Origin of the sequence: Flavonifractor plautii ATCC 29863, from assembly GCF_000239295.1 — a bacterium.
Classification (GTDB): Bacteria; Bacillota; Clostridia; order Oscillospirales; family Oscillospiraceae; genus Flavonifractor; species Flavonifractor plautii.
Map to the genome: position 1 here is coordinate 13748 of NZ_JH417693.1, position 12095 is coordinate 25842.

A 12095-nucleotide genomic window follows, 5' to 3' on the forward strand; every position below is an offset into this window, starting at 1 on the left:
GCGGGGCCCGGAACCGTATGGTTCCGGGCCTCGCTACGTCTCCTATGCCTCGGTTTCGGGGAGCGGGCCGCGCCCCACGTCCTGGTAGGGGTTGACGTAATCCGGCGGGCAGAGGTGCGTTTCGCTCCACAGCAGCATGTGGTTCAGCACGGGCAGAAAGCTCTCGCCCATGGCCGTGAGGGTGTACTCCACCCGGGGCGGAACCTCGGGATAGACCTCCCGGTGGAGAAAGCCGTCGGCCTCCAGCTCACGGAGCTGCCGGGTCAGGGTGGACTGGGTGATGCCGTCCAGGCGGCGCAGCAGCGCCCCGAAGCGCTGTACCCGGTAGAAGGCCACATACCACAGGATCAGGATTTTCCACTTCCCGCTGAGCACCGCCTGCAGGCGGCTCATGGGAAGGCAGCGGGCCAGCGCCTCCGGCGTCTGGAATTTGTTGTCTGCCATTGCGTTCCCTCCCTGTCCTGACATTATAGCGGGAAACCGGAAAAAAGCAAGACAGGATCAAAAAAGATACCGGAGTGCAAAAAAGACCGTACTTGAAGAACGGGCGGGAGCGGGGTATGCTGAACGGAACAAACCACAAGGAGGCAAACTGCCATGCACTACACAGGCACCATCTGGCGTCCGCCCTATGAATCCGGCTCCCTGCTGCTGGAGGCGGCCGCCGGCTGCACCCACCACCGCTGCAAGTTCTGCACGCTTTACGACGAGCTGCCCTTCCGCTTCCGGCTCTCTCCCCTGGAGGACATTGAGGCGGATCTGGCCGAGGCCCAGGAGTTGCTCCAGGGACAGCTCGTCCAGCGGGTCTTTCTGGTGGGGGCAAACCCCTTTGCGCTTCAAACGGAGCGGCTGAAGGCCATCGCGGGGCGCATCCGCAAGTACTTCCCGGAGTGCCGGACCATCGGCTGCTTCGCGCGGGTGACCGATGTGGGACGGAAAACCGATGAAGCGCTCCGGGAGCTCCGCCGCCTGGGGTACGACGGCCTGACCATCGGCGTGGAGACGGGATACGATCCGGCGCTGCTCTTCATGGACAAAGGCTATCAGGCGCGGGACATCGTGGAACAGGCGCACCGGCTGGACGAGGCGGGAATCGCCTATCACTTTTTCTATCTGGCCGGAATTGCCGGGGCCGGACGCGGAGAGGCGGCGGCCCTGGCCAGCGCGTCGGTGTTCAATCAGACCAGCCCCCGCATCCTGGGCAGCTCCATGCTGACGGTCTATCCCCAGTCCCGGCTTTTTTCGGAGATGCAGGCCGGCCGGTGGACGGAGGCCGGGGAAGTGGAGAAGCTGGAGGAGCTGAAAACCCTGGTGGAGCACCTGGAGCGGCCCCTCTATTTTGCGGCCCTGGGCGCCTCCAACGCGGTTTCGGTTCACGGCTTTCTGCCGGAGGAGCGGGACGCCGTGGCCGCCAAGCTGGCGCGGGCCTGCCGCCCGGAGCACGAGGACGCCCTGCGCCGTTACCGGGCCGGTCTGCGGCATCTGTAGTGGAAATAATGCTTGAAAAACATATATGAATAGTATAATATAGAAAAGGAAAGAAAGTGGGCATACTGGTTTCCAAAGGAGGCATGCAGGTTGAATAACATTCAGAAGGCGGCCGTCATCGGCTGCGGCTTTGTAGGCTCCAGCATTGCGTTCACGCTGATGCAGAGCGGCATCTTTTCCGAGCTGGTGCTCATCGACGCCAACCGGGACAAGGCGGAGGGGGAGGCCATGGATCTGTCCCACGGCCTGCCCTTCACCCACCCCATGGACATCCGGGCGGGGGACTACGATGACGTGGCCGACTGCGCCCTGGTGATCGTCACCGCCGGTGCGGGGCAGAAGCCGGGGGAGACCCGGCTGGATCTGGTGCACAAGAATGTGGCCATTTTCAGGAGTATCATCCCGGAGATCGCCCGGCGCAATAGGGACGCCATCCTGCTCATCGTGTCCAATCCCGTGGACGTGCTCACCTGGGCGGCGTGGAAGCTGTCCGGCTACCCGGCCAACCGGGTGCTGGGCTCGGGCACGGTGCTGGACACCGCCCGGCTCAAGTACCTGCTGGGGGAGCGCCTGGGGGTGGACAGCCGCAGCGTCCACGCCTTCATCATCGGCGAGCACGGCGACAGCGAGCTGGCGGTGTGGAGCGGGGCCAACGTGTCCGGCATCTCCCTGGATCACTTCTGCGAGCTGCGGGGCTACTACGAGCACGACAAGGCCGACGAGTGGCTCCAGCGGGAGGTGCGGGACAGCGCCTATGAGATCATCCGCCGTAAGGGGGCCACCTACTATGGCGTGGCCATGGCGGTGGAGCGCATCGTCCGCGCCATCGTGCGGGACGAGCACTCGGTGCTCCCGGTGTCCAACCTGCTCCAGGGCCAGTACGGCATCGACGGCCTGTGCATGAGCATACCCGCCGTGGTGGGCCGGAACGGGGTGGAGGACACCCTGGAGATCCCCCTCTCCCCGGCAGAGCGGGAGGCCCTGCGGGACTCCGCCGCCACCCTGCGGGACGTGGTGGATAGCCTGGAGCTGTGAGAAAATGCGAAAACGGAGCCCGGCGCACAAAGCGCGCCGGGCTCCGTTTTTTGTCCGCCCGGCTCAGGGGATCACCAGCCAGGCTACCCGCTGGGCGTTGTCGGAGGGCCAGTTGTCATAGGCCGCGCTCATGGAGACCTGCCAGGCATCCTCAAACACAGCGTAGCAGGCGGCCAGCTTCCCGTCCTGGGCGGCGGGGGCTTCAAGCATCTCCACCGGCTGTCCGTCTACCAGAGCGGTGGTGCTGCCCGGCGTCAGAGTGATGGTGACGCCCCGGTAGGTCATGGCGGCGGTCTGGGCCTCGTTGCTCCATACGCAGTCCACCCCCAGCCCTTCACACAGGGCCCGGACGGGGACGCTGTAGCCGCCGCCCTCCGACAGGCGGTCCATCAACGGGATCTGGAAGGGATAGAGGGCGGGATCTATCTCTACAGGCTCTGGCCTGCCGCCGTCCAGGGGATAGGCCATGCCGTTGAACACTACCGCATCCACCTGGGAGAGCTCCAGCACAGAGCGGAGCGGATGGGCGTAGTCGCAATGGATTGTGCCTCGATCGTTCCAGGAGGTGGGGCCAAGCAAATTGTCGCCCACGATCTGCCCCCAGCCGCACAGGGAGCCGTCGGTCATGCGGAAGAAAAGCAGGGGGAAAGCGTCGCCGTCCGCGTCGGCAAAGGAGTATTCCATCTGAATGGAGAGAGGAGACAGACTCACGGTTTCCAGGGTAACAGGGGCACCACCCTCAATGTGATCAAAGGTGCCGGAACCGGTACCCTCAGCATTAACCTCCACGATAACAGGCTCTACCAGCTCCACGGGAATCTCCACGTAGGAGCCCTCCTCCATAAGGCCCAGCCGGAGCTGCACGGCGTAGACGGCGGCATTCAGCTCATCGACTCTCATACTGTAGGTGCGGGAGGTCTCCGTGCGCAGCGCCTCCTTTTCCCCATAGCTGAATCCACCTGCCACGGGCATCTCGACGGCAGGGCCGTTTCCGGTAGGAGTGGGCTCCGGCTTGACGGCCTCGTTCTCCAGAGCACGGACAGAGAAGGTGTCCATGTTCTCGAAGTCATCCGCCATGAGGGCGGCGGCGGCCGCGTCGTTTTTGGCCTCAATGGTGACCAGCAGATAGGCGGAGCTGGTGTCCGCCACCGAGCTGATCACCGACAGGGTGTAGTTGTCGTCACGGATGGAATATGTCTCATGGCTTACGTAGTCCTCAACCGGGGGATTGTCCCCCTCAAAGTAGAAGTCCAGCACGTTCCACCGGCTGGCTACGGCCAGGGCGGAGCCTGCCAGCAGGGCCGCGATGGCGGCCGCCGCCGCGGCAAATCGGATTTTATGTCTCATATAAGCTCTCCTTTCCGAGGGGACGGCGTTCAGCGCGGCGTTGACCCGCCGCTTGACCGCCGCCGGGTCGGCCTGGGGACAGGGCACGCCCACCGGTACTGCGCCGTCCCACAGCTCCTGCATCCGGTCTCTCACGCCTCCACCCCTCCTTTCGTCAATGTATCCCGCAGGGTCTTCCGCCCCCGGAACAGCCGCTGCTTGGCGGCGGTCTGGGTCAGGCCCAGGGCACGGGCGATGTCCTTGAGCTTGTCGCCGCAGTAGTAATAGCGCAGGAACAGGGTGCGGTCGGGCTCGTCCAGCCCCTCCACCGCGTCCCACAGCCGGGCCGCCCACTCCCGCCGCTCCGCCTCGGCCTGGGGGTCTGCGCCGCCGGGGGCGGCGGCGTCCTCCGGCAGAGGGGCGGCCTCTTTGTGGGTGCGCAGCCAGTCCGCCGCCCTGTTCCGGGCCACCGCCCCCAGCCAGGGCCGCAGGCCCTGCTCCGGGTTCAGCTCCCCGGCGTGGGCCCACAGGGCCAGGAATACGTCGGCGGTCAGCTCCTCCACGTCCTCCCGGGCGCCCTGCCCGGCCAGCACCCGCACCACGACGGCGCTCACATAGGGGGTGAAGCGGTCGATGGCCCGCTCCAGGGCCAGGCGGCTGCCCTGCCGGAGCTTCTTTGCCAGCGTGATCTCGTCCAGCTTGTCCCCCTCCTCTCCAAGAACCGGTTCTATCAGTATATACGAAGCGGGGGCGGTTTGGTTACGGAACAGGCAAAAAAATTTCCCCGAGGCCTGGCCTCGGGGAAGAAAAGGAGCTCAGTGCAAGTCGGGCAGGGCGGCGAGCAGGCCGTCCACGTCCTCCTGGGAGGTCTGGAAGCAGGTGACGAAGCGCACCACGGTATGGCTCCCGTCGTAGGGGCACCAGTCCTCGTAGTCGCACACCGCGTCGAGCTGGGGCTTGAGGGCGTTGCCCACCACGGCGAACACCTGGTTGGTGGGGGAGTCCACCCACAGCGTCCATCCCTTGGCCCTCAGCCCGTTCTGGAGGCGGGCGGCCATCTCGTTGGCGTGGCGGGCCATGTGGAAGTAGAGGTCGTCGGTGAACAGGGCCTGGAACATGACGCCCTGAATCCACCCTTTCTCCATCACCGCGCCCATGCGCTTCTTCATGCGGAAGAAGCCGTCGGTCAGCTCGGGCCGGGTGATCACCAGGGCCTCGCCGAACATGGCGCCGTTCTTGGTGCCGCCGATGTAGAAGGCGTCGCACAGGTGGGCGAACTCAGGCAGGGTCAGATCGTTGGCCTCGGAGGTGAGGGCGGCCCCCAGCCGGGCGCCGTCCACGAAGAGGAGCAGGCCGTTCTCCCGGCAGAAGGCGTACAGGGCGGTCAGCTCCGCCTTGGTATACACCGCGCCGTTCTCGGTGGCATTGGAGATGTAGACCAGGCCCGGCTTGGTCAGATGGGGGTCCTGGTGGAGGGCCAGCAGGGGAGGCAGCATCTCCGGGGTGATCTTGCCGTCGCCGCCCACGGGCACGGGGAGGATCTTGTGGCCGGTGGCCTCAAACGCGCCCACCTCGTGGCCGTTCAGGTGGCCGGAGTCGGGGCAGATGGCCGCCTCCCACGGCTTGAGCAGGAAGGAGCAGGCCACCACGTTGGTCTGGGTGCCGCCGATGAGGAACTCCACCATGGCGTCGGGGCAGCCGCACACCTCCCGGATGCGCTCCTTGGCCCGGGCGGTGTACCCGTCGTCGCCGTAGCCGTGGTTGCCCTCCAGGTTGACGGCGCACACCGCCTCCAGAACCTTGGGGTGGGCGCCGAAGGAGTAGTCGTTGCGGAAGAGATACTTTTTCATCACGCATACCTCCAGTTGTTTTGCGAAAAAGGCGGGCGGCCGCAGGCCGGGGTGACCTGCGGTCGCCCGCCGCCGTTCTGTGGCTTAAAATTTGAAGGAGTCCTTGAGGCTCACCGAGCGGTTGAACACCAGATGGCCGGGGGCGCTGTCCTTGTTGTCCACGCAGAAGTAGCCCTGGCGCAGGAACTGGAAGGAGGCGGGGGCCTCCGCGCCGGCCAGGCCGGCCTCCACCTTGGCGTGGGGGAGCACCTCCAGGGAGCTGGGGTTGAGGCAGTCCAGGAAGTTCTTGTCCCCGGCGTCCGGCTCGGCGTCGGTGAACAGGTTGTCGTACAGCCGCACCTCGGCATCCACGGCGGTGGCGGCGTCCACCCAGTGGATGGTGGCCCCCTTCACCTTGCGGCCGTCGGCGGGATCGCCCCCCCGGCTGTCCGGGTCGTACTCGGCCAGAATGGCGGTAATATTGCCCGCCGCGTCGGTCTCATAGCCGGTGCACTTGATCACATAGGCGCCCTTGAGGCGGCACTCCGGCCCGTCGGGGTAGAGGCGCTTGTACTTGGGCACCGGCGCGGGGAGAAAGTCCTCCGCCTCGATATACAGCTCCCGGGAGAAGGCGACCTCCCGCGCGCCGTCCTCCGGGCGGTTGGGGTTGTTCTCCACGGAGAAGGTCTCGCTCTGCCCCTCGGGGTAGTTGGTGATGATGAGGCGTACCGGGCGGAGCACCGCCATGCGCCGCTGGGCGGTCTCGTTCAAATCCTCCCGCAGGCAGTGCTCCAGGAAGGCGTACTCCACGGTGGAGGCTGCCTTGCTCACGCCGTTGCGCTCGGAGAAGTTGCGGATGGCCCGGGGGGTGTAGCCCCGCCGGCGCAGGCCGCAGAGGGTGGGCATGCGGGGGTCGTCCCAGCCGGACACCCGGCCCTCCTCCACCAGCTGGCGGAGCTTGCGCTTGCTCATCACGGTGTAGTTGATGCCCAGACGGGCGAACTCGATCTGCCGGGGCCTGGCGGGGACGGGGCAGTTGGCGATCACCCAGTCGTAGAGGGGGCGGTGATCCTCAAACTCCAGGGAGCAGAGGGAGTGGGTGATCCCCTCCAGCGCGTCCTCCAGGGGGTGGGCGAAGTCGTACATGGGGTAGATGCACCACTTGTCCCCCTGGCGGTGGTGGTGCATGTGGTTGATGCGGTAGAGCACCGGGTCGCGCATGTTGAAGTTGCCGCTGGCCAGGTCGATCTTGGCCCGCAGGGTCATGGCCCCGTTGGGGAACTCGCCGGCGCGCATCCGGGCGAAGAGGTCCAGAGACTCCTCGATGGGCCGGTCGCGGAAGGGGGAGCGGGCGGGAGTGTTCACGTCGCCGCGGTACTCCTTAAACTGCTCGGGGGTCAGCTCGCACACGTAGGCCAGGCCCTTTTTGATGAGCTCCACGGCGTACTCGTACATCTTCTCAAAGTAGTCGGAGGCGAAGAAGAAGCGGTCGCCCCAGTCGTAGCCCAGCCAGTGGATGTCCTCTTGGATGGCCTCCACGTACTCCACGTCCTCCTTGGTGGGGTTGGTGTCGTCCATGCGCAGGTTGCACAGGCCGCCGTACTTCTCGGCGGTGCCGAAGTCCACGAAGATCGCCTTGGCATGGCCGATGTGCAGGTAGCCGTTGGGCTCCGGCGGGAACCGGGTGTGGACGGTCATGCCTTGGAACTGACCACCCTGGGCGATGTCCTCGTCAATGAAATCATGGATGAAGTTCTGCGTCATGGTGGGTTTCAGCTCTTCTGGCATGTAAATTCACTCCTTTATCTCGATACGAACTCTTATTTTACCCTGAACAGCGGGAAAAAGCAAGAGAGGGAGGACATTCCGGCATATTTTTTCCAGAAGGGCGGAGAAAATTGCATAAAAGGGGGCGTGGGAAGGGGGAGAGGGCCCGGATAGTTGTCACAAAGTGCGGAAAGGGAGGCCCAAAGCCCTTGACAGAGGGAGGCGGAACACGGTATACTTACGACAATCGTTGTGAACAAAGGCGTTCCGACCCCAAGGGCGGAGCGCCTTCATTTTTAAAGCGAAAGGGGCGGCAGACCATGGGGGTCTACAGCAAAGAGGACATCATCCGCATCGTCCGGGAAGAGGAAATCGAGTTCGTGCGCTTGCAGTTTACCGACATTTTCGGCATGCTCAAAAACGTTGCCATCACCGCGTCCCAGATTGAAAAGGCGGTCAGCAACCAGTGTATGTTCGACGGCTCCTCCATTGAGGGCTTCGTCCGCATTGACGAGTCTGACCAGTACCTCTACCCGGATCTGAAGAGCTTCCGGGTGTTTCCCTGGCGGCCCAGCCACGGTAAAGTGGCCCGGCTGATCTGCGACGTATACAACACCGATGGAACCCCCTTCGTGGGCGACCCCCGCTACGTGCTCAAGCGGGTGATCCAGAAGGCCAACGACATGGGCTACGACCGCTTCAATGTGGGCCCGGAGGCGGAGTTCTTCCTGTTCAAGACCGACGAGGAGGGCAAGCCCACCACCCAGACCAACGACGAGGCGGGCTACTTCGACCTGGGCCCCCTGGATCACGGGGAGTCCACCCGGCGGGAGATCTGCATGGCGCTGGAGCAGATGGACTTTGAGATCGAAGCCAGCCACCACGAGTGCGCCCAGGGCCAGCACGAAATCGACTTCAAGTACGCCGAGGCCCTCCACGCCGCCGACAACATCATGACCTTTAAGCTGGCGGTCAAGACCCTGGCCCAGCGCAACGGCCTCCACGCCACCTTCATGCCCAAGCCGATCTTCGGGATAGCGGGCTCCGGTATGCACACCAACATGTCCCTGTTCCGCAACGGCAAAAACGCCTTCTACGACCCCGACGATCCCCGCGGCCTGTCCAAAGAGGCGTACAGCTTCATCGCTGGACTGCTCCACCATGTGCGGGGCATGGCGGCGGTGACCAACCCCCTGGTCAACTCCTACAAGCGGCTGGTGCCCGGCTACGAGGCCCCCTGCTACCTGGCCTGGTCGGCCTCCAACCGCTCCGCCCTCATCCGCATTCCCGCCAGCCGGGGCCAGGGCACCCGGGTGGAGCTGCGCTCCCCCGACCCCTCCTGCAACCCCTACCTGGCCTTCGCTGTCTGCCTGGCCGCCGGCCTGGACGGCATCGAGAAGGGCATGACGCCCCCGGCGGAGATCACTGAGAACATCTACGCCATGGACACCGCCGCCCGGAAGGCCCACGGCATCGAGAGTCTGCCCGGCTCCCTGGAGGAGGCCCTCCGCGCCCTGGAGGCCGACCAGTTGATTCTGGACACCCTGGGGGAGCACGTGGCCGCCAACTACCTGACGGGCAAGTGGCGGGAGTGGGACGAGTACCGTACCCGCGTGTCCTCCTGGGAGCGGGAGAAGTACATCATCAACTATTAAGGCCCCGTGAAGACAGTGGTCGTCGCCTTTGAGGGCGAGAAAAACGGCCGGAGACTCAAGGAGCTGCTGGAGAGCTCCGGGACGGCCGCCTGCCTGCTCTGCCGTACCGCGGATCAGGTCAAGCGCCTGGTCCGCCAGCAGCGGCTCACCACCGTGGTGTGCGGCTATAAGTTCCCGGATGGGACGGCGGAGGAGCTGGCCGGGGAACTGCCCGGCTTCTGCACGGTGCTGCTGCTGGCCCCCCGCGGCCTGCTGGAGCTGGTGCCGGAGCGGCCCGGACTCCTCTGCCTCCCCGCCCCCGCGGGCAGGCGGGAGCTGCTCGCCGCGGTGGAGGAGCTGCTGCGGCTGGGCGAGGAGGCCGGAGACCTCCTGCCGCCCCGGCGGAGCCGTGAGGAGCGCGAGGTGGTGGAGCGGGCCAAGGAGCGGCTGATGGCGCGCAACGGCATGACCGAGGAGGAGGCCCACCGGGCCCTCCGGCGGCGGAGCATGGACCGCCGCATCCCCCTGGCAGACGCGGCGCGGATGCTCTTGGATGAGGAGCGCCCCGCCCCTTGACAAAGGGGAAAAATTGGCGTAGTATGTCTTCCGACAACTTGATAGCATGGACAGTGCCGCCCTCCGGGGCGGGTAAAAGGGAATCGGGTGCAAATCCCGAACGATCCGGTCACTGTAAGCGGGGAGCCGGCCGCAGACGCCATTGTGGAGACACGAGAAGGCGCGGCCCGGCGGAGAGCCGTAAGTCAGGAAACCTGCTGTCTGTGCAGAAGGATAGGTGTCTTCCGCAGAAAGCAGCCTGTCTGTTTGCCGCCGTGTGGTCCGATTGTGCCCATGGCGATGAGCAGTCCCGCTTTCCGTCGGAAAGCGGGATTTTTCTGTCCACAGCACAAAAAAGGAGGATTATCATGAAAAAGCTCGTACCCCTGACCCTCGCCCTCGCCCTGGGCCTGACGGCCTGCGGCACCGCCGGCCAGAATCCGGCCCCGGCGGCCAGCCCCACCCCTGCGGGGGATGTCCAGGGCGCGGAAACCCCGGCAAACACCGAGGGATTTCCCTTTACCCTGACCACCAAGGACGGCGCGGAGGTCACATTTACCCACGTGCCCGAGAAGGTTCTCTGTACGAATGTGAATACGGGCGATCAACTGATGGCCCTGGGGCTGGGGGACAGGATCATTTACACAGCCAATAACAATACCCACGTGGCACCCGAGTACCGTGCGGAATACGAGGTCATTCCCCAGATGGCGGATAAGCCGAGCCTGGAAACCATCCTGGCGCTGGAGCCCGACTTTGTCTACGGCCGCTCCAGCGCCTTCAGTGAGAAATATAACACGGAACATGACACCCTCTCCCAGTACGGAATTATGTCCCTGTCCTCCATCGAGGGCTACAAGCTGGGGGCTGATTTGGAGGACGTATATCAGGATTTCTATAACCTGGGACGCATCTTCCAAGTGGAAGAACGGGCGGAGGAGTTGGTGAATGACATGCAGGCCCAGATTGCCGCCGCCGAGGAGGCGGTGACGGGCCAGGAGGCCATCCCGGTGTTCGTTTTTGACATGGCCCAGGAGGAGGGCGCCTACACCTGCGGCAACAACTTCACCTCCAAGCTCATCGAGCACGCGGGCGGCGTCAATATCTTCAACGATCTGGACACCACCTGGGCCACCGTGAGCTGGGAGACGGTGGTGGAGCGGGCCCCCGAGGTGATCGTCATCAACGACTACGGCGATACCTCTCTGGAGGAGAAGATTGCCCAGCTCAAGGAGAACCCTGCCTTGGCCACGGTGCCAGCCATCCAGAACGACCGCATCATCTCCGTCAAGCTGTGCGAGGTGTTTGCCAGCTCCATGACGGGCGACACGGTGGAGAAGTTCGCCCGGGCCTTCCACCCAGACTGCTTCGCGTAAGAGGGCGGTATGAAGCAGTTTTGCAGGCTGGTGAAGGCCCACACCTTTCTGACCTGTCTGGTGCTGGCGGCGGCGCTCCTGGTGTCCATTGTCATCGGCATCGGCACCGGGCCGGTGGCCATCCCCTTTGCCGAGGTGTGGCGGGTGATGTTCCACCGGCTGGGCGGCCTGCTGACCGGCTCGGAGCTCCCCCTGGAGGGGGTGCGGGAGAGCACTCAGAACATCGTCTGGTTCCTGCGGGCCCCGCGGGTTCTGCTGGGGGCCCTGGTGGGGGCGGCCCTCACCCTTTCCGGCGTGGGGATGCAGGCATTCACCAAGAATCCGCTGGCCGAGCCCTATGTGCTGGGCATTTCCTCCGGCGCATCACTAGGCGCGGTGCTGGCCATGCTGCTGGGGGTGTCCCTGCCTGTGCTGGGCCGCCTGTCGGTGTCCGCCGGCGCCTTTGCCGGGGCTCTGGTGTCCATCCTCCTGGTGTACCTTCTGGCCCGCACCCGAAATGCGGTGACGCCGATCCGGCTGATCCTGGTGGGAGTGGCGGTATCCGCCATGTTCCAGGCATTTACCAACTACATCGTCTATACCGCCCCGGACGACGCCGCCGTCCGGGAGGCCACCTTCTGGATGCTGGGAGGACTGGGCAGCGCGGAGTGGGCCGACGTGCCCCTGCTGGCCGGCCTGGTGCCTCCGGCCCTCCTGCTGATGCTGGCCCTGGCCAAGCCCCTCAACGCCATGATGATGGGGGATAGCTCCGCCGTCACCCTGGGAGTCAACCTGACGGTGGTGCGCAATGTGCTCATCGGCGTCACCGCCCTGCTGACCGCCTCCTCGGTGGCGGTCAGCGGCTGCATCGGCTTTGTGGGGCTGGTCATCCCCCACCTGGTTCGCTCGGTGGTGGGGCCGGATCACCGGAAGCTGGTTCCCCTGGCCGCTCTGTTCGGGGCCATCTTTCTCATCTGGGTAGACGTGGGAGCCCGGATCATCAAGCCGCCGGCGGAGATCCCCGTGGGAATCCTGACGGCGTTCCTGGGCGCGCCCCTGTTTCTGTGGATGATCAAGGTGCGCCGCTATGAATTCCAGTAGGGGGG

General features: G+C 65.0%; 11 protein-coding genes and 1 riboswitch. Of the genes, 6 read left to right on the forward strand and 5 right to left on the reverse strand.

The features are described from left to right. Positions 1-42 precede the first annotated feature (42 nt). Positions 43-444, reverse strand: a complete 402-nt coding sequence (locus HMPREF0372_RS05330; protein ID WP_007489602.1) for a winged helix-turn-helix transcriptional regulator — start codon at positions 442-444, stop codon at positions 43-45. Between the two features lie 153 nt (positions 445-597). Here HMPREF0372_RS05330 and HMPREF0372_RS05335 point away from each other — a divergent pair, with 153 nt between their 5' ends. Both HMPREF0372_RS05335 and HMPREF0372_RS05340 read left to right on the forward strand, forming a co-directional pair. Next, positions 598-1488 (forward strand): radical SAM protein, encoded by an 891-nt coding sequence (locus HMPREF0372_RS05335; protein WP_007489603.1) that lies wholly within the window; start codon positions 598-600, stop codon positions 1486-1488. A 90-nt stretch (positions 1489-1578) separates the two neighbouring features. Then, on the forward strand, positions 1579-2523 hold the full coding sequence (locus HMPREF0372_RS05340; protein WP_007489604.1) for an L-lactate dehydrogenase: 945 nt from the start codon (positions 1579-1581) through the stop codon (positions 2521-2523). A 63-nt stretch (positions 2524-2586) separates the two neighbouring features. On the opposite strand, the gene HMPREF0372_RS05345 is transcribed toward HMPREF0372_RS05340, so the two are convergent. The 4 genes from HMPREF0372_RS05345 to HMPREF0372_RS05360 form a co-directional block, all read right to left on the reverse strand. Continuing rightward, a complete protein-coding gene (locus HMPREF0372_RS05345; protein WP_155116970.1) occupies positions 2587-4005 on the reverse strand; it encodes a copper amine oxidase N-terminal domain-containing protein in 1419 nt (472 codons plus the stop codon). Beyond that, positions 4002-4586 carry an RNA polymerase sigma factor gene (locus HMPREF0372_RS05350; protein ID WP_330700779.1) on the reverse strand — a complete coding sequence of 195 codons (585 nt, stop codon included), beginning with the start codon at positions 4584-4586 and terminating at the stop codon, positions 4002-4004. The genes HMPREF0372_RS05345 and HMPREF0372_RS05350 overlap by 4 nt, the downstream gene beginning before the upstream one ends. A 78-nt stretch (positions 4587-4664) precedes the next feature. Then, positions 4665-5699 (reverse strand): threonine aldolase family protein, encoded by a 1035-nt coding sequence (locus HMPREF0372_RS05355; RefSeq protein WP_007489609.1) that lies wholly within the window; start codon positions 5697-5699, stop codon positions 4665-4667. An 84-nt stretch (positions 5700-5783) separates the two neighbouring features. Beyond that, the gene (locus HMPREF0372_RS05360; RefSeq protein WP_007489612.1) at positions 5784-7466 is read right to left on the reverse strand and encodes a glutamine--tRNA ligase/YqeY domain fusion protein; all 1683 of its coding nucleotides are present in this window, start codon (positions 7464-7466) and stop codon (positions 5784-5786) included. Between the two features lie 299 nt (positions 7467-7765). Between HMPREF0372_RS05360 and glnA the strand changes: the two genes are divergently transcribed. From glnA to HMPREF0372_RS05380, 4 genes are all read left to right on the forward strand, one after another. Then, on the forward strand, positions 7766-9100 hold the full coding sequence (gene glnA / locus HMPREF0372_RS05365; RefSeq protein ID WP_007489613.1) for a type I glutamate--ammonia ligase: 1335 nt from the start codon (positions 7766-7768) through the stop codon (positions 9098-9100). A 6-nt stretch (positions 9101-9106) separates the two neighbouring features. Further along, on the forward strand, positions 9107-9655 hold the full coding sequence (locus HMPREF0372_RS05370; RefSeq protein ID WP_007489614.1) for an ANTAR domain-containing response regulator: 549 nt from the start codon (positions 9107-9109) through the stop codon (positions 9653-9655). A gap of 34 nt (positions 9656-9689) precedes the next feature. Next, positions 9690-9871, forward strand: a riboswitch (cobalamin riboswitch). A gap of 131 nt (positions 9872-10002) precedes the next feature. Beyond that, positions 10003-11010 carry an ABC transporter substrate-binding protein gene (locus HMPREF0372_RS05375; protein WP_039996748.1) on the forward strand — a complete coding sequence of 336 codons (1008 nt, stop codon included), beginning with the start codon at positions 10003-10005 and terminating at the stop codon, positions 11008-11010. A 9-nt stretch (positions 11011-11019) separates the two neighbouring features. Continuing rightward, complete coding sequence (locus HMPREF0372_RS05380; protein WP_007489616.1) at positions 11020-12090, forward strand: FecCD family ABC transporter permease; 1071 nt, start codon at positions 11020-11022, stop codon at positions 12088-12090. Positions 12091-12095: the final 5 nt, after the last annotated feature.